Origin of the sequence: Micromonospora sp. C31 (assembly GCF_018070575.1) — a bacterium.
In the GTDB taxonomy this organism is placed as follows: domain Bacteria; phylum Actinomycetota; class Actinomycetes; order Mycobacteriales; family Micromonosporaceae; genus Micromonospora.
The window spans coordinates 37,495-59,051 of sequence record NZ_JAGPXN010000002.1 but is presented as its reverse complement, the minus strand read 5'-3'; the positions used below and the strand labels follow the sequence as shown (position 1 = coordinate 59,051).

Below are 21,557 nucleotides of genomic sequence, written 5' to 3'. Positions count from 1 at the left end.
CCCGGTCCCACGTCGCGGATCCGGGCGCGAGCGTGCGCGGAGGGCGAGCATGGCCGAGCAAGAGGTTCCGGCGGAGCCGGTCGACCACGGATCCACGCCCGACCGGAGCCGTGCCGGGGCACCGCATCCCCTGACGCCCGTCGGCGCCCCGGGGACGACCGCGCGCGACGGCTCAGCCACGCCGGCAGCCGGTTCCCCGGGGCCGTCCGGGTCGTCGTCCGGGCCGCCCGCCGACGACGTACGCCGACAGCCCGCCGCGCGGGGTCAGGTGTCCGTGGCCACCGCCGCCGCGCCCGGTGCGAGCGACGCCGCGCCGACCGGCCCGAGCGCCGGCACCACCTACCGGGCAGCCGGAACGCCCGCCCCGGCTGCCGCTGCGGTCCCCGGGCAGCGGGGCACGGCGGGAGCGCGGGCCAGCGCCGCCGTACCCGGGATGAGGCCGATCTCGGCCGACGAGGCCGGGGCGATCCGCTCCCGGACGGGCGAAGCCCGGATCTACCGCGCGGCACCGGTCGACCCGGAGCCCGCCCAGCCGCCGACCCCACCGGTCCCGGAGCCCGAGCCGGCGCCCACCCCCACGCCGCCGGTGCCGGGCCCGAACCCGCCGTCGCCGGCCCCTCCGGTCCCGAACCCGACGCCGCCGGTCCCCGGCCCCTACCCGCCCGGCCCGGTGCCCCCGGGGCCGGGGCCCAGGCCGCCCGCGCCGGTACCGCCCGTACCGGGTCCGCCCGCGCCGCCACCCGGACCGCCGGTGCCCGCCCCGCCTCCCCCGCCCGGCCCGACGCCAGCGCCGCCGTTCCCGCCACCGCCCCTCACGGCCGCCGCGGGCGCCGGCGCCAGGCCGGCACCAGGGCCCTTCGCGGGCGCGCCGCCGTTCCACGCGACCCCGGCCAGCGCACCGCCGAGGTCCGCGCCCCCGTCCTCCGCACCGCCGTTCCACGCGACCCCGGCCAGCACACCGCCGGCCAACGCACCGCTGGCGTCCGCGCCGCCGGTCGTGCCCGCGCCCGCGCTGCCGGCCTGGCCGCTGCCCACCAGCCCGGACGACCGCCGGACCGGCGGTGCCGAGCCGGCCGCCCCGCCCCGGGAGGCACGCCGGCTGACCGGTCACCCCGACGGCGGGCCGGCCACTCGCGCCGGACGGGCCGAGGGCAGAGCGTCGGGGCGCTACGACGGCGGACCCGACCTGGGCACGATCTACGGCGCCGGCACCGAAGGCCCGGGTTTCAGCACGGTCTCGATCCCGAGCAACCCGATGGAGAACTCCGGCTCGCTGACCGGGCACATCCTGGCCCAGGGCTGGACGGAGACCCCCACCGAGGAGCGCTCCAGCACGACCAAGGTGGTGGTCGTACTGGCCGCCTCGCTGGGCCTGCTGGTGGCGATCAGCGTGCTCGTCGTGCTGCTCGCCAACGACACGGTGGGCGGGCTGGTGGGCGGCGTCCTGAGCTGACGGGCCGCGTACGACGTTCGATGGTGAGCCCGCCCACTACCCTCGGTGGTCCGGTGGCGGGTTCGTCCCGTCCCCGTACACTGGTGGGGATCACTGACCCGGCGTGCCCTGCGCGCCCATGGGCGATCTTGCGGGCGATCCGGCGGCGTTCAGCTGCGGCGGGCCATCGCGAAGATGCGCCCCGCTCGAAAGGCATTTCTTGACGACCTTTGCTGAACCCGGCACGTTCACGCCCGCCCTCGACACCGCCGACGCGCAGACCGCCGTCGAGCGGGACGGCAGCGTCCAGGACCCGGCCGCCCCGGTGACGCCCGACGCCACCGACTTCGCCGCGCTGGGGCTGCCCCAGCCGTTGGTCCACGCACTCGCCCGGCAGGGCATCACCACCCCGTTCGAGATCCAGCGCGCCACCATGCCGGACGCGCTCGCCGGCCGGGACGTCCTCGGCCGGGGCCAGACCGGCTCCGGCAAGACCCTGGCCTTCGGCCTTCCCCTGCTGGCCCTGGTGGCCGACCGCAACCGGGCCCGGCCCCTGCGCCCCCGGGCTCTGGTCCTGGTGCCGACCCGGGAACTCGCGATGCAGGTGAACGACGCGCTGATGCCGCTCGGCAAGGCCGTCGGCGTATTCCTGAAGACCGCCGTCGGCGGCGTGCCCTACGACCGGCAGATCGACGCCCTGCGGCGCGGGGTGGAGATCATCGTGGCCACCCCGGGCCGGCTGGGCGACCTGATCTCCCGGGGCGTCTGCCACCTGGACGACGTCGAGGTCACCGTCCTCGACGAGGCCGACCAGATGGCCGACATGGGCTTCCTGCCCGAGGTCACCGAACTGCTGGCGAAGACGCCGGCCGGCACCCAGCGGCTGCTCTTCTCGGCCACCCTGGACGGCGACGTCGACGCGCTGGTCAAGCGGTTCATGACCGACCCGGTGACGCACTCCACCGCGCCATCCACCGCCTCGGTGTCCACCATGGACCACCACATGCTGCTGATCCCGCCGCACGACAAGTTCCCGGTCGCCGCGTCCATCGCGGCCCGGGACGGGCGGACGATGGTCTTCGCCCGCACCCAGCTCGGCGTCGACCGGCTGGTCGAGCAGTTGGCCGCCGTCGGCGTACGGGCGGGTGGGTTGCACGGCGGCAAGACCCAGCGGATGCGTACCCGCACGCTGGCCGAGTTCCGTGAGGGCCGGGTCAACGTCCTGGTCGCCACGGACGTGGCGGCCCGGGGCATCCACGTCGACGGTGTCTCGCTGGTCCTGCACGTCGACCCGCCGAAGGACCCGAAGGACTACCTGCACCGCGCGGGACGTACCGCCCGGGCCGGCGAGTCGGGCGCGGTGGCCACGCTGGTGCTGCCGAAGCAGCGGCGGACCACGCTCGCCATGCTGGAGAAGGCCGGCGTGGCGCCGGCCGAGACCCGGGTGCGGGTTGGCGACCCGGCGCTCGCCGAGCTGACCGGTGCCCGCGAGCCGAGCGGCGTCGCGGTGCGCATCGAGCTCGACGAGCCGCGCCGGCACGGCGACCGACCGGGCGGCCCGCGCCGCTACGGCGACCGCGACGCCCGTGGCGAGCGCCGCTACGGCGACCGGCCGCAGGGCGAACGCCGTTACGGCGACCGGCCGACCGAGGGCCGTGGCTACGGCGACCGCCCGACCGAGGGCCGCAGCTACGGCGACCGGCCGCAAGGCGAACGCCGCTACGGCGACCGCCCCACCGACGGCCGCAGCTACGGCGAGCGGAGCTTCGCGGACCGTGGCGAGCGGCGCTACGGCGACCGGCCGCAGGGCGAGCGGCGCTACGGCGACCGGGACGGGCACGGCGACGGCCGTGGTTACGGTGACCGGCCGCAGGGCGAGCGGCGCTACGGCGACCGGGGCGGCTTCCGGCCAGAGGGCCGGGGGCGCGACGAACGACCGCGCGACGATCGCCGGGGCTTCGGCGGCCGTCCGCCGGCGCGTACCCACTGATCACCAGCGTCATCGGCGAACGCCGTCGCGGGGCTCCGGCTCCGCGGCGGCGTTTCCGCTGCCGGTGCCGGCCGGGTCGCGTAACGTCCGGCTCATGCCGACCATGCCGAAGTCGCTCTTCTGGACCCGGACGGACACCGCCGGCGCGGAGCACGTGCTGTTCGACGACGGCCGCGGGCTCACTGCGCGGGGCACCCTCACCGCCGTCGACCCGATCCCCTACACCTGCCGCTACCAGCTCGCCACCGACCCGCAGTGGGCCAGCGCCCGGGTCGAGGTCGAGGCGGAGGGCACCGGCTGGCTGCGGAGCGTACGCCTGGAACGGGTGACCGACGGGTGGCGGGTGACCACCAGCGAGCAGGGTGACCTGGACGCGGCGCTGCGGGCGGCCGGCCACCCGCCGGTCGGGCTGCCCGGCGCCGACGACCCGGGCCGGCTGGCCGGGGCGGTGGACGTCGACCTCGGCGGCGCGGCGCTGTTCAACACGCTGCCGGTGCACCGGCTCGGGTTGACCCACGCCGCGGCCGACGTCCCGCACCGCATCGACGTCGCCTGGGTGCTGGTGCCCAGTCTGCTGGTGGTGCCCGCCGAGCAGGTCTACACCCCGCTCGGCCCGGGTCGGGTGCGCTTCACCAGCGACACCTTCACGGCCGACATCGACCTCGACGGCGACGGCTACGTGGTGCGCTACCCCGGGCTCGCCGAGCGCGTCGATCCGCGCTGACCGGGCGACGAGCGCCTGCCGGCGCCCCAGACCGGCCCGACGGCCCAGACCGGCCCAGACCGGTCCCACGCCCAGACCGGCCCAGACCGGCGACGGCATCGACCGGCCCGACGGCTCAGGTTGGTCCGCGACTCGGACCGCCCGAGGGCCCGGGCGCGACGGCTCGGACCGGCAGGCGGCTCAGGCCGGCCAGGCGCCGGTGGTGAGGAACCGCTCGACCGTCGCCAGGTGCGGAGTCGGGTCGAGCCCCTGTGCGGCCAGCCAGTCGTCGGCGTAGTAGGTGTCGGCGTAGCGGTCGCCGGCGTCGCAGATGAGGGTGACCACCGAGCCGGTGCGGCCCTCGGCGAGCATCTCCGCGATCAGCCCGAAGGCGCCCCACAGGTTCGTGCCGGTCGAGCCGCCCACCCGGCGGCCGAGCACGGCCGAGCCGGCGCGCATGGCGGCCAGCGAGGCGGCGTCGGGCACCTGGACCATGCGGTCCACCACCGACGGCAGGAACGACGCCTCCACGCTCGGCCGGCCGATCCCCTCGATGCGCGAGCCCCGCCCGGTGCGCACCGACCAGTCGGCGGCCTGCCAGGCGGGATAGAACGCGGAGTTCTCCGGGTCGACCACGCACAGCTTGGTGGGCAGCCGCTGGTAGCGGGCGTACCGGCCGATGGTGGCGCTGGTGCCGCCGGTGCCCGCGCCCACCACGACCCACGCCGGCACCGGGTGCCGCTCCAGGGCGAGCTGCGCGTAGATCGACTCGGCGATGTTGTTGTTGCCCCGCCAGTCGGTGGCCCGCTCGGCGTAGGTGAACTGGTCCATGAAGTGCCCGGCGGAGTCCTCCGCCAGCCAGCGGGCCTCGACGACCACCTTGGCCGGATCGTCGACGAGGTGGCAGCGACCGCCCTGGAACTCGATCTGGGCGATCTTCTCCGGCGAGGTGGAGGCGGGCATCACCGCGATGAACGGCAGCCCCAGCATCCGCGCGAAGTAGGCCTCGGAGACCGCCGTGGAGCCGGACGACGCCTCCACGATCGTGGTCTCCGGGCCGATCCAGCCGTTGCACAGCCCGTAGAGGAAGAGCGAGCGGGCCAGGCGGTGCTTCAGCGAGCCGGTCGGGTGCACCGACTCGTCCTTGAGGTAGAGGTCGATCCCCCACGACCGGGGCAGGGGGAAGGGCAGCAGGTGGGTGTCGGCGGAGCGGTTGGCGTCCGCCTCGACGGCGGCGATCGCCTCGGTCACCCAGCGCCGGCTGGCCTCGTCGCACCGGTCGAGATGAGTCACGTTCGAAACCTAGCAAGCCGCTTCACCACGGCTCGGCTCCGGTTCGGCGGCGCTGGCGGCGCTGACCGGCCCGGCCGGCCGCGAGGATCAGCGGGGCGAGCCGCACGGCGGCGCCGGGCAGCGCGTCGAGGAGCCGGACCTGCGCGCCGCGCCAGCGGGGGACACTGACCACCGGGCGGGGCCGCCGGGCCAGCCGCGCGGCCCGCCGGGCCACCCGCTCGGGGGTCAGCAGCGTCCCGGTGAAGGACGCCGCGGCGCCCGGGTCGTCGAGCCTGTCGTGCAGCATCGGCGTCCAGATCCCGTCCGGGCACAGGCACGACACGTGTACGCCCCGGTGCCCGGCCAGCCGCAGGTCGGCGAGGGTGCCGATGCTGAACGCGACCAGGGCGTGCTTGCTGGCCGCGTAGACGGTCTCGCCGGGCGCGGCCACCAGGCCGGCCAGCGACACGACGTTGACCACGTGCCCGTGCCCCTGCTCCCGCATCACGGCCAGCGCGGCGAGGGTGCCGTTCATCGCGCCGAGGGCGTTGACCTCGACCACCAGTCGGCGGGTGGCCGCGTCGTGCTCCCACGAGGGGCCGGTGACGAGGATCCCGGCGTTGTTCACCCAGAGGCCGAGCCCGCCCCGGCCGGCGGCCTCGGCGGCGACGGCGGCGCAGGCGTCGGAGTCGCGTACGTCCAGCGGGCGGGACCAGCCGCCCAGTGGCGCGGCGACGCCGGCCACCGCCCGGGCGTCGTGGTCGGTGAGGAGCACCGGCCAGCCGTCGGCGTGCAGCGCGGTGGCGATGGCGCGGCCGAGACCGCCGGCCGCGCCGGTGACCACCGCCGTTCCCGGGGCTGGCTTCGTCATCGGCGAACGCTATCGCCGCCCGGCGACCGGGCGCCAGAGCCGGCCGGGCACGGCTTCGCGGCGGCTGGCACGGCTACGCGGCGGGCGGGTGCCGGGGCGGCGGGTCAGGCGACGGGAGGTACCGGGGCCTGCGGCCGGTTCTCCCACTTCGTGGAGAGGGCGATGCCGGTGCGGGTGGAGGCGACGCCGGGGGTCCGGTTCAGCCGCACGATGAGCCGCTCCAGCTCGGCGATGGTGCCGACCCGGGCCTTGAGCATGAACGACTCGACGCCGGCCATGAAGTAGCAGGATTCGATCTCGGGCATCTCCCGGAACGCCTCCAGCACGTCGTCGGTGTCGCCGCCGGAGTCCTCGACGATCCCGATGAGCGCGGTGACGGCGAACCCGATCGCCTCGGGGTCCACCTCCGCCCGGTAGGCCCGGACCACGCCGCTGGACTCCAGCTTGCCGACCCGCTCGTGCACGGCCGGCGCGGACAGGCCGACCTGCCGGGCCAGCTCGGCGTAGGACAGGCGGGCGTTGCTGCGCAGCAGCTCCACGAGGCTCAGGTCGATGGCGTCCACGGACTGTGACCCTAGCGGTCCGGGCGTAACGTCGGGCATCCGGCGCGCGTTGGACATGACAGGGTGTAGTCGCTCACAAACTCCCAGCCAAAGGGGCCGTGCGCAGGTAATATTTCCTAACTTCCCACTCAGTGCGTTTTTCGCGTTTGGCGGACAGGCCAGGTCGCTGGTGCTGTAATTGCCATACGTCCCTCATGACGGCTCTGGGCTCGCACCGGCCGGGGGCAGTGTGTTCAGCCGGGGGCTTCGTCGACGCGAGGAGGGGGCTGTGGACACTGGAGATCGCCTGCTGACACCGGGTGAAGTTGCCGCGCTGTTTCGGGTTGACCCGAAGACTGTGACGCGATGGGCAGCGGCGGGCCGGATAGGCAGCATCCGGACTCCAGGCGGGCATCGCCGGTTTCGGGAATCCGAGGTGCGGGCCCTGCTTGAGGGGGAGGGCATGTTGGACGAGGCGGAAGACGTCGCCAAGCCGCGCAACGCGGGGCCGGCCGCCTCGACCGGGCCCGGCCCGGCCAACGCCGGCATGTACTGAATGGTGCGGATCATCGCGCGGGCCGGACGCAGGCTCCGGTCCGCGTCCCGGTGAGCCGGGGCCCGGGTCACTCCCGCGCCACGCCCAGCTCACCCGACCAACGACGGAACAGCGTGTGCGGTACGCCGAGGGCGTCCAGCACCTTGCCGGCCACGAAGTCGACGAGCTGCCCGGCGGAGGCCGACGCCCCGGCGCCGTAGAAGCCGGGACTGGCCGGCAGCACCACCGCCCCGGCGTCGTGCAGCGCGATCAGATGCTCCAGGTGGCTGCGGGTCACCGGCGTCTCCCGGGGCACCACCACCACCGGCCGGCGCTCCTTGAGGTTGACCTCGGCGGCCCGCTGCAACAGGTCCTTGGAGAGCCCGATCGCGATGCCGGCGCAGGCCGCCGTGCTCGCCGGGACCACCGCCATCCCGCGTACCCGGTAGGAGCCGCTGCTCGGGCCGGCGGCCAGGTCGCCGGCGGGCCAGTGCCGCACGTCGGCTCCGGTCAGGTCGCGGCCCAGCCAGGCGGCGAGGTCCTCGGCCCAGTGCCCGTCGCGGAACGGGCGACCGGTCTCGTCGAGGACGGTCAGCCGGGCGGCCCGGGAGACGATCAGGTCCACCGACTCGCCCGCGTCGAGCAGCGCCCGTACGACGGCGGCCGCGTACGGCGTGCCGGACGCCCCGGAGACTCCGACCACCCATGGTTCACGCATGCCCTCCAGCCTGCCTGGTCGCCTCCTTCCGGCGCCGGCCACCCCCGCCCGGAGCGTCCGTGATGTCCCCCTCGGGTGTCGGTTGTCCCCCGGCGGGCACGATGTCGGCCGGGAGCGCGCCCATCCCGGCGGCCTGACATGCTGCCGGTGCGATTCGCACGTGAAGCGGGTCGCACCCGGGAGGAATCGGTGATGACCGGCGAGGTCCTCTGGGCGCTGCGGTCCGAGTGCCCCGTCCCGCCCCGGCTCTCGCCGTACGCCGACCGGGTTCAGGAGTGGCTGGTCGGCGACCTGCTGCCGAGCCTGGGCCTGGCGGCTGACGACGCGGCTGCGCGAGGGCTGGCGCACGCCGACGTCGCCCGGTACGCCGGCCGGCTCTACCCCCGGGCCACCGAGACCGATCTGCGGGTGTTGACGGCTCTGTTCAGCTGGTTCTTCCTGGTCGACGACGCGTGCGACGGACCGGGCCGGCTCGGCACCGACCGGATCCGGGCGCTGCGCGACGGGGCGCTGACCCTGCTGCACGCCGGCCCCCGGCTCCGGCACGCCGGCCTGACCGGGCCGCTGCGGCGGCTGCTCGTGCACGGGTGGCGGGAGCCGCGCCGGCGGATGCCGGCCCGCTGGCGGCTGCGCTTCGCCGAGGCCGTCGCCGACCACCTCGACGGCACGTGCCGGGAGGCGGCGAACAAGGCGGCCGGGCGCCACCCCGGCGTCACCGAGTACGTGGCGCTGCGGCGCGTCACCTCCGCCGCGTACGTGTCGTATCCGCTGGTGGAGTTCGTCACCGGGCGTCCGCTGCCCGAGCCGGTCCACCACCACCCGCTGCTGCGCGAGATCGGCGACACCGGCAACGACCTGCTCTCCTGGTACAACGACCTCGCCTCGCTGGAGCGCGACGAGGCCACCTCCGGCGGGCACAACCTGGTGCTCGCGACGGCGGCCGAGCAGCGGGTGCCGGTGGCGGCCGCGGTCGCGCTGACTGCCGAGCGCTGGCGGGCGTCGATGCGGCGCTTCGTCGAGTTGCGCGCGGCGGTGCCGTCGTTCGGCCCGGCGCTGGACCGGGCGGTGGCCGACCACCTCGACGGGGTGGCGAACGCCGTGCGGGCCACCGTCGACTGGACCCTGGAGAGCACCCGCTACGGCGGTAAGGAAGGGCACCTTGTTAACGCCTCCGGTAGAGGAAGGGGCCCTTCCTAACGGGCTGGCCCGGACGCAGCCGCCGACAGCCGACGCCCGCAGGGCGAGCAACGGCCCAGGGTCAGGGGCGCAGGCTGAGGCGGACCACCAGATCGAGCAGGGCGAAGACGAACAGGGCGATGCCGACGAAGCCGTTCGCGGTGAAGAAGGCCCGGTTGACCTTGCTCAGGTCGGTCGGGCTGATCACCAGGTGCTGGTAGCCGAAGGCGAGCGCCGTGAGCCCCAGCCCGATCCACCAGAGCCAGCCGAAGCCGACCAGCGCCCCGAACCAGATGAACAGCGCGAACGTCACCACGTGCGCCACGGTGGAGGCGTGCAGCGCGAACGGCAGCCCGTAGCGGGCCGGCACGCTGTGCACGCCGATCCGCCGGTCCACCTCGGCGTCCTGGCAGGCGTAGATCAGGTCGAACCCGCCAATCCAGAGGCCGACGGCCACGCCGAGCAGCCACGCCGGCCAGGAGCCGTCGAGGGTGCCGGTGACGCCCAGCCAGGCGCCGACCGGCCCGACGGCCTGGGCGACGGCCAGGATGGCGTGCGGCCAGTTGGTGAACCGCTTGCCGTACGGGTAGACGACCAGCGGCACCACGGCGAGCGGCGCGAGCATCAGGCAGAGCGGGTTGAGCAGGGCGGCGGCACCGAGGAAGACCACGAGCGCGACCGCCGCGCCGGTCCAGGCCGTCCGCACGCTGACCGCCCCGGTGACCAGTTCCCGCGCGGCGGTACGCGGATTCCGCGCGTCGATCCGGCGGTCCAGGATCCGGTTCGCGGCCATCGCGAACGTCCGCGCGCCGACCATCGCCACGGTGATCAGTAGCAGGTCCAGCCACCGGACCCGCCCCCCGTGCACCTGCATGGCGGTGAGCGCCGACAGGTACGCGAACGGCAGCGCGAACACGGAGTGCTCGATCGCCACCAGCTTGAGGAAGGACTTCACCCGGCCCGGCCGTGCCACCGGTTCGACGGCGGTGGCCATCAGATGCCGTACTCCTTCCAGCGCTTGTCGACCAGGGAGACGACCTCGGGGGCCATCCGCATCTCCTCCGGCCAGCCCCGCGTGTAGCCCTCCTCGGGCAGCTTGCGGGTCGCGTCGACGCCCGCCTTGCCGCCCCAGAACTGCTGGTAGGAGGCGTGGTCCAGGTGGTCCACGGGGCCCTCGGTGAGCAGCAGGTCCCGGGCGTAGTCGACGTTGCCGAAGGCGCGGAAGGCGACCTCGTTGTAGTCGTGCACGTCGCAGTCCTCGTCGACGATCACGATCAGCTTGGTCAGCGACATCATGTGCGCGCCCCAGATGGCGTTCATCACCTTCTGCGCGTGCTTCGGGTAGCGCTTGCGGATCGACACGATCGCGCAGTTGTGGAAGACCCCGGCGGCGGGCAGGTCGTAGTCGACGATGTCGGGAATCAGGAAGCGCAGCAGCGGCGCGAAGATCCGCTCGGTGGCCTTGCCGAGGCCGTGGTCCTCCTGGGGCGGCTGGGACGTGACGATCGTGTGGTAGACCGGGTCGCGCTGCATGGTCATGCACTCGACGTGCATCACGGGGAAGGGCTCCACCGGCGTGTAGAAGCCGGTGTGGTCGCCGAACGGGCCCTCCGGGAGCCGCTCGCCCGGCTCGAGGTAGCCCTCCAGGACGATCTGCGCGTGCGCCGGGACCTGCAACGGGACGGTCAGGCAGTCGACCATCTCGACCCGCTCACCGCGCAGGTAGCCGGCGAAGAGGTATTCGTCGATGTCGGCGGGGAGTGGCGCGCTGGCCGAGTAGGCGACCGCGGGGTCGGCGCCGATGGCGATCGCCACCGGCAGCCGCTGCCCGAGCCGCTCGGCGACCGCGTGGTGCGCCGTGGAGTTCTTGTGGATCTGCCAGTGCATGCCGATGCTGTTCTGCGAGTGCTGCTGCAACCGGTAGAGCCCCAGGTTGCGCTTGCCGGTCTCCGGGTGCTTCGTGTGGGTCAGCCCGAAGTTGTGGAAGATCCCGCCGTCGCCCGGCCAGACCTGCAACCCCGGCAGCCGGTTCAGGTCGACGTCGTCGCCCCGGTAGACCACCTGCTGGCAGGGGGCGGTCCTGACCTTCTTCGGCGGCATCGACTTGAGCTGCATGACCTTGCCGAGGCCGTCCATCATGCCGGAGAGTCCCATCGGCAGCTCCGGCTTGAGCATGTCGCCGAGCCGCGCGCCGATCTCGTCCAGCGACTCGACGCCGAGCGCCATCGCCATCCGCTTCTCGGTGCCGAAGAGGTTGACCACCACCGGCATCTCGCCGCGCGTCGGCCGCTCGAAGAGCAGCGCCGGGCCGCCCGCGCGGACCGTCCGGGTGACGATCTCGCTGATCTCCAGGGTGGGATCGACAGGGGCGCTCACCCGCCGCAGTTCGCCCGCGCGCTCCAGCGCCGCGAGGAAGTCCTTGAGATCGGTGTACGGGAAGCCACGAGCCGCCATGCCTGCCAGTCTCCCGCACCGACGGTGGCGGCGACCACGCCGGGTGGTGTGACACCGGCGATCCGCCCGTACGGCGGCGCGGGAACGAGTCCGACCGCGTCGACCGGCGGCGGTGTGCGGCCGCCGGGGTGGCGCTTCGACGGGCCGGACCGGACGGCCGGTGATCACTAGGATCAGGCCGGCCGATCGGACCGGCGGTGACGCCGCCGCGGCGCTGCGGGCCGGCCCACCCACGAAGGAGATCGATGACAACTGTGCGCATCACGCGTGGCAGGGCACTGCGCGCCCTGACCGTGCTGGCCGTGGTCACGGCGGCGACCGGCACGGCAGCGGGTCCGGCGGCGGCGACGACCGACCCCGGCTGGGTCAGCGGCTGGTTCAACGACGTCACCGTCGGCGCGGCCGGCGCGCCCGGCCGGACAGCGCCGCTGGAGCTGAGCAGCACCGGCGCGACCGCCCCCCGGGTCACCGTCGACCTGGCCGGTCTCACCGGCGTCGCCACCGCCAGCTTCCCCGACTGGTGCGTCACCGAGGGCACCTCGGTGACCTGCCCGATGCCGCCGGGGGCGACCCCGGACGAGTACGGCACCGTCAACGGCACGGTGCCGGTGGTGTTCCGCGCCGCCCCCGGCGCCGTCGACGGCGCGACCGGCACACTGGGCTACACGGTGCGGGCCGAAGGGCTGGAGCCGTACGCCCAACAGGCGACCGTCAGCGTGCGGTCCGGTCCCGACCTGCTCGACCTCGTCGACGAGTACGTCTCGGGCGTCCAGGTCGGTGACGTCCGCGACGTGCCGGTGGCCGTGGTGAACGCCGGTGACCAACCGGCCGTGGATCTCAGGGTGACCCTGCGCTTTCCGGTGGGCCTGCGGCCCGCCAGCTATCGCAACTGCCGGTACGGCACCGATCCCGTGCTCGCCACGGTGGTGGTCTGCACCGTGCGGGGCACCTTCGCGCCGGGGATCCGGCACGAGCTGCGACACGGCTTCACCACCACGGTCGGTCCGGCCGCCCTCGGCGACAAGCGCATCAGCCAGTTCGTGGAGCCGCTGGCCACCGCCGGGCCGCTCCCCGGCAACGTGTCGCTGACCCGGCGGGAGGCCGACCGCGCGCTCCGGCTGCGGCCGGTCGGCGAGCCGCTGGACCCGATCGCCGCCGGCGGTGCCGGCGGCGGGACCTATCTACGCGACATCCACGGCGCGTTCGACGTCGTCGCCGTGGGCGCCACCGTCACCGGTGCCGTCGGTGACACCGTGCGGGTGACCGTGGGGATCCGCAACGACGGTCCGGGGGTGCCGGACAACACCGTCTCCGGCGGCAGCACCAGTGCGTTGATCTTCACCCCACCAGCCGGAGTGACCGTGCTGGAAACCCCGCCCGGCTGCGGGTCGACCCAGGACGAGGAGGGCGGCGCTCCGACGGCCTGGATCTGCTGGCAGGGGGGCGTGTTCCCGGCCGGGCAGAGCCTCACGGTTCCGTTCGACCTGCGGATCGACGGGCCGACGGGCACTCCCGGCGAGGTCCGGGTGTACTACAACCACCCGCGTCCGGACGACGATCCGGCCAACGACGCCGCCCCGGTCACCCTCGGCTGACCCCGACCCGGCCCTCCTCGACCGGAACAGGGCCGAGCGGGAGAGGCCGGCCACGGGCGTACGTGGCCGGCCTTCCCGCTCGGCTGCCCGGGTCCGACCCGCCGCCGAGGGGCTGGTCCAGGTTGGTCCGGGAGGGATTGATCAACGAGCAGCGGGACAGCCGGCGGGCTGCCAGGCGTACGCGGCCAGAGGCGCATCGAGCGGGGCGTTGGTGAGCCGGTTGGCCAGCGTGGAGATGGTGTACGTGCCGATGCCGAGCACCACGTCCAGGGCGTGCCGGCGCTGGTAGCCGGCCGCCAGGAAGGCGGTGATCCCGTCCTCGGCAACCGCGCCCCGCTGGTCGAGCACGGCGAGGGTGAAGCGTCGCAGCGCCTCCAGCCGGTCGTCGGGCAGGGGCGTGCCGGCGCGCAGCGCGCCGATCAGCTCGGGCGTGGCACCGTGCCGGGTGAGGGTGGCGGTGTGCATGGCGACGCAGAGGTGGCACTCGTTGCGGGTGGCCACCGTCAGGACGACGACCTCCCGTTCGACCGGGTCGAGGGCGCACTTCTCGAAGATGCCGTTGACGGTGAGGAATCCGGTGAGCAGTTCCGGGGACTCGGCCATCAGGCCGACCGCGGCGGGCAGGTGCCCGAGCCTGCGGCGTACGCCCTCGATGGTCGGCCGGGCGGCGGCGGGGGCGGTGTCGGCGGTGTGCGCGGTGAACGGAGGCACGGGGACCTGCTCTCGGGTCAGGGGCGGGGACGGTCGGCGAGCGCCGCGCGTGGCGTAGAATCGTCAACGTGGTTGTCGAAATAGTAAACCGGGTTGTCGAACGTGGCAACGGCTGAACCCGACCGGCCCGGCTTCCTGCTGCCCCTGCTGCTGCTGGCCGGCTTCCGTACGCTCATCGACGACCTGCACACGGAACTGGCCCGGCAGGGGCACCCGGAGCTGCGGCCGCTGCACGGCTTCGTCCTCCAGGCCGTCGGTCCCGAGGGCACCACCGCCACGGAGCTCGGTCAGCGCCTCGGCGTCTCCAAGCAGGCGGCCGGAAAGACCGTGGACCGGCTGGTGGCCCTCGGCTATCTGGAGCGCGCCGACGACCCGCGCGACGCCCGGCGCAAACTGGTCCGGACGACCCCGCACGGACTGGACGGCCTGCGCCGCTCGGCGGCAGTCTTCGACCAACTGCGGCAGCAGTGGGCGGCCACCCTCGGCCCCGACCGGGTCGCCGCCCTGGAGGACGACCTGCGCGCGGTCACCCCGGCCAATCCGTTCCGCCTCGACGTGCCCGGCTGGTTCGGCGGCTGACCCGTCCCGGGGCATCCGCGGCCGCCCGCGCGTGCCATCCGCGCCGGGCGTGGAGCCCGCCGGGACCGTGGGCGCGCGGGCGTCCGGCGAGGGCCGCACCAGCACCGCCGCCCGCCGTCAAGACCCCCGGTCACCGTCGGCCGAACGGGCGAAGCCCGAACGGAGCCCGCCGCACGGCCCCACGACCGGCACCGGTCGACCCGGCGACCGGTGCCCCTCCCGGGACGCCTGAGTCGGTCATAGGCCTTTCGGACACCCGGTAACACACCGCCCCCGAACCCGACCAGCACCCGCCATGCGGATTTCCCGGACGTTCGGTCGGGTTCCGCCGGAGCCACCCGGATACGTAAATCTTCCGACATTGCCCGCAGACGATTCCAATGGTTCCGTCACCACCATCAGAAACAGTTTCCATCGAAAAAGATGGGGGTGACGGTTGGCTATGGCAACCTTTCATCAGGACCACCAGCACGTGCACCAGAACCAGCTCAACGCGGACACCATCGATCTCCGGAACAGCACGTTCGAACGTCTCCCCGACACCGCCGGGCAGGCGGAGGTCGTCCGCCGCCTGGAGCTCGTCCTGAGTGCGGTGGAGCAGGCCGCCGCCAGCGGCACCCTCGACCCGCAGACCGCCCGGTCGGTCGCCGGCGAGCTGCGCGGTGCCGTCCGGAGCCTGGCGGACGACGACCACGCGGACGCCTCGGAGCGGACGCGCACAGCCATCGAGGTGTTGCAGGCGGCGGCACCGCTCGCGGCGATCGGCGGGGCGCTGGCGACCATCTGGAGCGCGGTGGGCGGGGGCTCCTGATGACCGCCTTCGACCAGCGGCACCAACGCGTCTTCGGCAACCAGATCAACGCCGACGCCGTGCACATCAACCCCTCCGACGGGCCGGCGGAGCTGATGGGCTACGGACGGCGGGCCGTCGCCGAACGGCTGTACAAGAGGGCGGCCGAGTACTTCACCGAGGCGATCGCCAAGGGGGCGGAGGGCTCCGACCCCCACTACTACCTCGCTCTCGCGCTGCTCGGCGGTCGACGGCCCAGCCGGATGGGCCGCGAGGCGCAGCAGGTGGTGGCCCGGGTCGAGGAACACCTGGGCCGGGCACTCCAGGCCGACCCCGCCGCGGCGCACGTCCGCGCGCTCTGGGCCGCCGTCAAGCGCGACCACTACGCCGACCGCCACGACCCGGGCCCGCCCGTCGGTGACCTGGAGGCCGGGGCCGGCGAGATCGATCCGGTGCACGCGGCAGAGATCGCCCCCTTCCTCGGCAACCGCGAGAACCGCCTGTGGAAGGCGACCGTCGCCGTGGCGCAGGCCGGCATCGAGCAACGAAAGCCGAACGTACGCAAGTACTTCGTCCGTACCCCCGTGCCGCCCGCCCTCGGCGGCCCGCAGGCCATGATGATCGTCGGTGGGGTGGGGCTGGCCGTCGCGCTGATCTTCATGATCGCGTCGTTGTCGGAGACGGGCTACCTCTGCCTCGCGGTACTGGCGGGCACGGGCGGCGTCGTCCTGCTGGTGAAGGGGTTCGCCCGTTACAACACGCTCACGTCGAGGTACGAGCGCGACCTGGCGGCGGCCGAGCCGAAGCCGAGCGACGAGCAGATGGACATGTGGCTGCACTTCGACAAGTTCGGCGTGCTCGATCATGCCCTCCGGCACCTCGACCGCGAGTTGGATGACCTGATCTGCGAGCCGCAACTCGTCATCGGCCCCGCCTCACCCACCGAACAGGCGGTGGGCAGGGACGGCATCCGGCGGTTCTCGCGATACAAGTTCGTCATCCTGCTCCTCGGACCGACCCGCATCTCGGTCTTCTCCTGCGAGTGGGACTTCGTCACGTGCATCGTGTCGAACGCCGACGCCTTCGACTTCCGCTACAAGGACATCACCGGCCTGCGGATGCGGCAGTCGTACGAGGCGACCCAGGGCAACCGGCTGGTGATCACCGATCACGACGGCAAGGAGATGGAGGTACGGTTCGCCAAGGTGTTCGAGATGATCATCGCGGGTACGGACCGGATCGCGGTGACCATCGACGTCCAGGCGCAGAACGCCGGCGCCGGGCTGCAACCGACGGGCGCCACCGCCACGGAGCGGCTCGTCCGGCGACAGCTGGACGACGGGGCCTGACCGGGGCCCTGCGGTGGGCGGTTCGGCGGGCCGCCCACCGTGGGGTGATCAGTCCAGGCCGCCGTAGGAGTGCAGTCCCTCGAAGAAGATGTTCACGCCGAACAGGTTCATCAGCATGGTGAGGAAGCCTGCGATGGCCAGCCAGGTCGCCACGTTCCGCCGCACGCTCGGGGTGGCCCGGGCGTGCAGGTATCCGGCGTAGATCACCCAGGAGATGAACGACCAGGTCTCCTTCGGGTCCCAGCCCCACGGCCGCCCCCACGCCGCCTCGGCCCAGATCGCCCCGGCGATCACCGCGAAGGTGAAGACCGGGAACGCGAAGGCGTGCAGCACGAAGGTCAGCCGCTCCAGCGCAGCCGCCGCCGGCAGCCGCTTCGCCAGGGTGTACGGAAAGCTGCGCCTGCCCCGCTCGTAGCCGGAACGCATCAGGAACGCCACCGCCGGCACCGCGCCCAGCAGGAAGATGCCGGAGGCGAAGACGATCGTCGAGACGTGGATGACGAACCAGTACGAGTTGAGCGCCGGCACCAGCGGCACGATCGGGGTGTAGAGCACCAGCTCGGCGGTCGCCACCAGCAGCACCATCACCAGCGACAGGAACAGCCCGAGGCGGCGGAGCTGCGGCCGCTGCCAGAGGACCACCAGCCAGCCGGCGGCCCCGATCCAGGTACCCGTGAGCACGAACTCGTACATGTTGCCCCAGGGCATCCGGTCGGCGGCGAGACCGCGCGTGACCAGCGCCCCGAGGTGCAGCAACGCCCCGAGCACGGTGGCCGCGACGGCGATCAGGCCCCCCAGCCGGGCCCGCCGGGCGGTGCGATCGGCCGCCGACGGGCCGGTCGCGGCGCGTACGCCCGGGGTGCCGCCCCCGACCGCGCCGACACCGGCGCCGACCAGCTCACGGGCGGGCGCGGCGGTCACCCGGGCACGGGCGTTGCCCAGCGCGTACTCGACGGCGTGGCTGATCATCGCGATCAGGTACGCCAGGATCGCGAGCGACACCAGCTGGTCGGAGAGTGCGGACATCACTCGGCTCCTTCTCGCGCTGCGGCCCGGTCGTCGCCGTCGCGGTCGACGCCGGCCTCCTCGCCCGGCCGCCCGTCGCCGCCGATCGCGGCCACGAGCTGCGCGAACTCGTCGGCGAACCCGGGATGGTCGGTGCGCGGCAGGCCACCGGCCTCGACCAAACTACTACCGCTCGTCGGAGATCCACTCGTCGGGTCGGCCGGCAGCACCCGGAAGAAGACCCGGCGACGCCGCCCGAACAGCGAGCCCATCAGCCCGACCAGCAGGACGGCGGAGCTGACCAGCAGCAGCGTCGCGCCGGGGTCGTACCGGACCGACAGGGTGACGTACGGCACGGTGTCCAGGAACTCGACCGTGGTGCCGTCGTCCAACTTCCAGGTCTCGCCCTTGCGCAGCAGCTTCGTGCCGACCTCCTTGACCTTGCCGGCGCGTACCTGTCGCTGGTCCAGCTCGTAGACCGAGCCGGGGATGCCGGCGTCCATGCCCAGGTTGCCCCGGTACGCGACGAGGTTCAGCGCGGGATTCCGCTCGGTGGGGTACTCGGAGCGGGTGAACGGCGCGGCGGCCGGTGCGGTCGGCAGGTAGAGGCCGGAGAACGCCACCTGGAGGTTCGGGTCGCGGGTGCCCGTCGCCGGGTCGACGTTGACGTCCGGGAAGGCCGCCAGGCCCTCGCTGGTCAGCCCGATGTCGCGGGTGGTCAGGAACGGGAAGTTGCTGGTCTGGCTCTTGCCGAACCGGTCGGTGTAGCGGATCACCGGGGCGTAGCCGTGGCCCAGCAGGTAGACGTTCGCGCCGTCGAGGCGCAGCGGGGAGTTGACCGAGAATCCGGCCGGCCGCCGCTCGCCGTCGACCTCGTCCACGGTCACCCTGGCCTCGTAGAACTCCGGCTGGCCGGACTCCAGGAACCGGGCCTCGAAGTCGTCGAGCCGGATGCAGAAGCCCGGCAGGTCGGCGCTGCTGACGCGCGGGCCGAGCTTGCTCTCGGCGTACTGCTGGCGGGTGTTGCAGAACGCGTTGTCCTCGCCGGCCACCAGCAGCTTGTTGCCGCTCCAGCCGTACCAGGAGCCGAGCGCGACGCCGACCAGCACGAGCACCAACGAGCTGTGGAAGAGCAGGTTGCCGGTCTCCTTCAGGTAGCCCTTCTCGGCGGAGACCTCGTCGCCGCGCACCACCACCCGCCAGCGCCGCCGGCGCAGCGCCGCCGCGACCGCCGCCGCGCCCCCCTCGGGCGCGGGCAGCACGGCGTGCTGGGGCAGCCGGTCCAGCCGCCTCGGCGCGGCCGGCGGCTTCGACCGCAGCGCCCGCACGTGGTCGCGCAGCCGGGGCGTGATGCAGCCGATCAGCGAGGTGAAGAGCAGCAGGTAGATGGCCGAGAACCAGACCGAGCTGAACGCCTCGAAGGCCCCGATCCGGTCCAGCACCGGAGCCAGGTCGGGGTACGCGACGAAGTAGTCCCGTACGTCCTCCGGGTTGACCCCGCGCTGCGGCAGCACCGAGCCGGGGATGGCGGCCACCGCGAGCAGGAAGAGCAGCACCAGGGCCGTACGCATGCTGGTGAGCTGCCGCCACGAGTTGCGCAGCAGGGCCAGCAGGCGGTTGGGCCGGTGCCGGGGGGCCTCGACCGGCGGTGCCGGCCGCTCGTCGACGGCGGTCATCAGATGCTCACCTCGCCCACCCCGACGGTGGTCTGCAACCAGATCACGAAGTTCGTCCAGCCGCCGGTGACCAGCGCGAGGCCGATCAGGATCAGCAGCGCACCGCCCACCCGGGTGACCCAGCGGCTGTTGCGCCGGACGGCGCGGAACACCCCGAGCAGACGCTCGAAGCCGAGCCCGAAGACGACGAACGGCAGCCCCAGCCCCACGCAGTACGCCAGGGCGAGCACCACTGCCCGGTCGGTCTGCCCGCCGACGGCGGCCATGCCCATCACCGCGCCGAGGGTCGGGCCGGCGCAGGGCACCCAACTGAGCGCGAAGACCGCGCCGAACACCGGCGCGCCGAGCAGCCCGGCGGCGGGCAGCCGCTGGATCCGGAACTCCCGCTGCAACCCGGGCAGCAGCCCGACGTAGCTCAGCCCGAGCACGACGATCAGCGCGCCGATGACGATCTCCAGCGTCCGCTCGTACTCGAAGAAGACCCGGCCGACGCTGGCGAAGAGGATCGCGGTGGCGGTGAAGACGACGGTGAACCCGGCGACGAACAGCAGCGTGCCGGCCAGCACCCGGCCCTTGACCACGGCCTTCGGCGGCTCGGTGCGCTCCCGCACCGCCACCACGCCGCCGCTGCCTTCGCCGCCGGTGCTGGCGCTGTCGGTGTTAGGAGGGGGCCCTTCCTCTACCGAATCCGTTAACGGGGGGCCCTTCCTAACCTGCGGGCGGCGGGTCTCCAGGTCGGCGCCGGCGAGGCCGGTGACGTACGACAGGTAGCCCGGCACCAGCGGGAGCACGCACGGGGAGAGGAAGCTGACCAGCCCGGCGAGCGCCGCCGCGCCGATGGCGAACAGCAGCGGACCCGACCGGGCGAGTTCGGAGAACGTCTCGCCCATCAGCGGGAACCGTTGGGGGCGGGCTGCTCGGCCGCGATCCGCTCGACGATGGGCTGGAGGCCCTCCTGCTTCACGGCCGCCCGGATCACCACGGCGACCCGGCCGTCGCGGTCCAGCACGACGGTGGCCGGGATGGTGTTCGGCGGGATGTCCAGGGCGAGCGCCAGCCGGCTCGGCGGGTCGAAGAGACTCGGGTAGGTGACCTTGAAGCTCTCCTCGAAGGCGAGCGCCTTGTCCCGCTGGTCCTGGATGTTGATGCCCAGGAACGTCACCCCGGAGCCCTTGGTGGCCTGGTAGGTGCTCTCCAGGTCGTCCGCCTCGGCCCGGCACGGCGCGCACCACGAACCCCAGAAGTTGACCACGACGACCTGGCCACGGTCCTTCGCCACGTCGTAGCTGCCGCCGGTGAGCAGGTCACCGGCGAGCTTAGGGGCGGCCGAACGCTGGTCGGGGGCGCACTCGATGATGCCGCCGGAGTTGTCGCAGGCATCCTCCCCGTCGCGCGACGAGCAGCCGGCGAGCGCCACCGTCGCGACGGCGGCGAGCAGACCCGCGGTCCACCTCCGGGCGTTCATCAGGCCCCCTTGGCCGTCCTGGCGGTCGGCGACATCGCGATCAGGTGGGCGGCCGGCTCCGAGTAGCCGATGCCGACGACCTTGGCGCCGTCGAAGTGGAAGGAGGTGAGGCTGGCCAGCCCGCACTGGCGCTTGCGCGGGTCGTGCCAGAGCCGCTTGCGCTCCACGTACCGGCGCAGCGTCCAGATCGGGAGTTGGTGGGAGACCAGCACCGCCTCGCGCCCCTCGGCGGCCACCCGGGCGGCGTGCAGGGCGCCGAACATCCGTTCCGCGATGGCGCGGTACGCCTCGCCCCAGGACGGGGTGACCGGGTCCCGCAGCACCCACCAGTTGCGCGGGTCGCGGAACGAGCCGTCGCCGGGGGAGACCTTCTTGCCCTCGAACCAGTTGGCGCTCTCGATGAGCCGCTCGTCCACACCGACCGGCAGCCCGAACTGCCCGGCGATCGGCTCGGCCGTCTGCTGGGCGCGTTCCAGCGGGCTGGCCACCACGTGCACGACCTTCCGCTCGGCCAGCCCCTGCGCGGCGGCCTTGGCCATCTGCACCCCCAGCTCGGAGAGCCGGAAGCCCGGCAGCCGACCGTAGAGGATGCCGTCCGGGTTGTGCACCTCGCCGTGCCGCAGCACGTGGACCACCGTCTTGCTCACCGCTGCGCCCCCTTCGCTCGCGACTGCGGGGCTCGCAGACCCGGCTC

21 protein-coding genes are annotated in these 21,557 nt (G+C 73.6%); 9 read left to right on the top strand and 12 right to left on the bottom strand.

The features are described from left to right. The first annotated feature begins 997 nt into the window (after window positions 1-997). The 3 genes from KBX06_RS27595 to KBX06_RS05100 all read left to right on the top strand — a co-directional run bounded on the left by KBX06_RS27595 (window position 998) and on the right by KBX06_RS05100 (window position 4,146). Window positions 998-1,453 carry a hypothetical protein gene (locus tag KBX06_RS27595; RefSeq protein ID WP_247685259.1) on the top strand — a complete coding sequence of 152 codons (456 nt, stop codon included), beginning with the start codon at window positions 998-1,000 and terminating at the stop codon, window positions 1,451-1,453. A 199-nt stretch (window positions 1,454-1,652) separates the two neighbouring features. Next, window positions 1,653-3,422 carry a DEAD/DEAH box helicase gene (locus KBX06_RS05105; protein ID WP_374225572.1) on the top strand — a complete coding sequence of 590 codons (1,770 nt, stop codon included), beginning with the start codon at window positions 1,653-1,655 and terminating at the stop codon, window positions 3,420-3,422. 103 nt (window positions 3,423-3,525) lie between these two features. Then, on the top strand, window positions 3,526-4,146 hold the full coding sequence (locus KBX06_RS05100; protein WP_210833300.1) for a putative glycolipid-binding domain-containing protein: 621 nt from the start codon (window positions 3,526-3,528) through the stop codon (window positions 4,144-4,146). Window positions 4,147-4,326: 180 nt separating this feature from the next. On the opposite strand, the gene KBX06_RS05095 is transcribed toward KBX06_RS05100, so the two are convergent. The 3 genes from KBX06_RS05095 to KBX06_RS05085 all read right to left on the bottom strand — a co-directional run bounded on the left by KBX06_RS05095 (window position 4,327) and on the right by KBX06_RS05085 (window position 6,831). Then, on the bottom strand, window positions 4,327-5,418 hold the full coding sequence (locus KBX06_RS05095; protein WP_210833024.1) for a PLP-dependent cysteine synthase family protein: 1,092 nt from the start codon (window positions 5,416-5,418) through the stop codon (window positions 4,327-4,329). Window positions 5,419-5,440: 22 nt separating this feature from the next. After that, the gene (locus tag KBX06_RS05090; protein WP_210833023.1) at window positions 5,441-6,268 is read right to left on the bottom strand and encodes an SDR family oxidoreductase; all 828 of its coding nucleotides are present in this window, start codon (window positions 6,266-6,268) and stop codon (window positions 5,441-5,443) included. Between the two features lie 104 nt (window positions 6,269-6,372). Further along, window positions 6,373-6,831, bottom strand: a complete 459-nt coding sequence (locus tag KBX06_RS05085) for an Lrp/AsnC family transcriptional regulator (RefSeq protein WP_210833022.1) — start codon at window positions 6,829-6,831, stop codon at window positions 6,373-6,375. A 268-nt stretch (window positions 6,832-7,099) separates the two neighbouring features. On the opposite strand from KBX06_RS05085, the gene KBX06_RS05080 reads away from it, so the two are divergent. Beyond that, a complete protein-coding gene (locus KBX06_RS05080) occupies window positions 7,100-7,366 on the top strand; it encodes a BldC family transcriptional regulator (RefSeq protein ID WP_210833021.1) in 267 nt (88 codons plus the stop codon). A 67-nt stretch (window positions 7,367-7,433) separates the two neighbouring features. Here KBX06_RS05080 and KBX06_RS05075 read toward each other — a convergent pair whose 3' ends face one another. Next, window positions 7,434-8,063 (bottom strand): UbiX family flavin prenyltransferase, encoded by a 630-nt coding sequence (locus KBX06_RS05075; RefSeq protein WP_210833020.1) that lies wholly within the window; start codon window positions 8,061-8,063, stop codon window positions 7,434-7,436. Window positions 8,064-8,255: 192 nt separating this feature from the next. On the opposite strand from KBX06_RS05075, the gene KBX06_RS05070 reads away from it, so the two are divergent. After that, window positions 8,256-9,260 (top strand): terpene synthase, encoded by a 1,005-nt coding sequence (locus KBX06_RS05070; protein ID WP_210833019.1) that lies wholly within the window; start codon window positions 8,256-8,258, stop codon window positions 9,258-9,260. Window positions 9,261-9,321: 61 nt separating this feature from the next. On the opposite strand, the gene mqnP is transcribed toward KBX06_RS05070, so the two are convergent. After that, on the bottom strand, window positions 9,322-10,233 hold the full coding sequence (mqnP, locus tag KBX06_RS05065; RefSeq protein ID WP_210833018.1) for a menaquinone biosynthesis prenyltransferase MqnP: 912 nt from the start codon (window positions 10,231-10,233) through the stop codon (window positions 9,322-9,324). Next, window positions 10,233-11,693, bottom strand: coding sequence for a menaquinone biosynthesis decarboxylase (locus tag KBX06_RS05060; protein ID WP_210833017.1), 1,461 nt, complete (start codon window positions 11,691-11,693; stop codon window positions 10,233-10,235). Before KBX06_RS05060 ends, mqnP begins: the two co-directional genes overlap by 1 nt. 245 nt (window positions 11,694-11,938) lie before the next feature. Here KBX06_RS05060 and KBX06_RS05055 point away from each other — a divergent pair, with 245 nt between their 5' ends. Next, a complete protein-coding gene (locus KBX06_RS05055; RefSeq protein WP_210833016.1) occupies window positions 11,939-13,288 on the top strand; it encodes a hypothetical protein in 1,350 nt (449 codons plus the stop codon). Between the two features lie 141 nt (window positions 13,289-13,429). Here KBX06_RS05055 and KBX06_RS05050 read toward each other — a convergent pair whose 3' ends face one another. Further along, entirely contained in the window at window positions 13,430-13,999 is a 570-nt protein-coding gene (locus KBX06_RS05050) for a carboxymuconolactone decarboxylase family protein (RefSeq protein ID WP_210833015.1), read from the bottom strand. A 102-nt stretch (window positions 14,000-14,101) separates the two neighbouring features. Here KBX06_RS05050 and KBX06_RS05045 point away from each other — a divergent pair, with 102 nt between their 5' ends. From KBX06_RS05045 to KBX06_RS05035, 3 genes are all read left to right on the top strand, one after another. After that, window positions 14,102-14,578 (top strand): MarR family winged helix-turn-helix transcriptional regulator, encoded by a 477-nt coding sequence (locus tag KBX06_RS05045; protein WP_210833014.1) that lies wholly within the window; start codon window positions 14,102-14,104, stop codon window positions 14,576-14,578. 442 nt (window positions 14,579-15,020) lie between these two features. Further along, on the top strand, window positions 15,021-15,389 hold the full coding sequence (locus KBX06_RS05040; protein WP_210833013.1) for a hypothetical protein: 369 nt from the start codon (window positions 15,021-15,023) through the stop codon (window positions 15,387-15,389). Beyond that, a complete protein-coding gene (locus tag KBX06_RS05035) occupies window positions 15,389-16,717 on the top strand; it encodes a hypothetical protein (protein WP_210833012.1) in 1,329 nt (442 codons plus the stop codon). Before KBX06_RS05040 ends, KBX06_RS05035 begins: the two co-directional genes overlap by 1 nt. A 48-nt stretch (window positions 16,718-16,765) precedes the next feature. On the opposite strand, the gene ccsB is transcribed toward KBX06_RS05035, so the two are convergent. From ccsB to KBX06_RS05010, 5 genes are read right to left on the bottom strand one after another with little or no spacing between them, the layout of a single operon-like run. Further along, a complete protein-coding gene (ccsB, locus tag KBX06_RS05030; protein WP_210833011.1) occupies window positions 16,766-17,743 on the bottom strand; it encodes a c-type cytochrome biogenesis protein CcsB in 978 nt (325 codons plus the stop codon). Next, on the bottom strand, window positions 17,743-19,398 hold the full coding sequence (locus tag KBX06_RS05025; protein WP_210833010.1) for a cytochrome c biogenesis protein ResB: 1,656 nt from the start codon (window positions 19,396-19,398) through the stop codon (window positions 17,743-17,745). The genes ccsB and KBX06_RS05025 overlap by 1 nt, the downstream gene beginning before the upstream one ends. Further along, window positions 19,398-20,288, bottom strand: a complete 891-nt coding sequence (locus tag KBX06_RS05020) for a cytochrome c biogenesis CcdA family protein (protein WP_210833009.1) — start codon at window positions 20,286-20,288, stop codon at window positions 19,398-19,400. The genes KBX06_RS05025 and KBX06_RS05020 overlap by 1 nt, the downstream gene beginning before the upstream one ends. Continuing rightward, window positions 20,288-20,863, bottom strand: coding sequence for a TlpA disulfide reductase family protein (locus KBX06_RS05015; protein WP_210833008.1), 576 nt, complete (start codon window positions 20,861-20,863; stop codon window positions 20,288-20,290). The genes KBX06_RS05020 and KBX06_RS05015 overlap by 1 nt, the downstream gene beginning before the upstream one ends. Further along, the gene (locus KBX06_RS05010) at window positions 20,863-21,510 is read right to left on the bottom strand and encodes a histidine phosphatase family protein (RefSeq protein WP_210833007.1); all 648 of its coding nucleotides are present in this window, start codon (window positions 21,508-21,510) and stop codon (window positions 20,863-20,865) included. Before KBX06_RS05010 ends, KBX06_RS05015 begins: the two co-directional genes overlap by 1 nt. Between the last annotated feature and the right edge of the window lie 47 nt (window positions 21,511-21,557).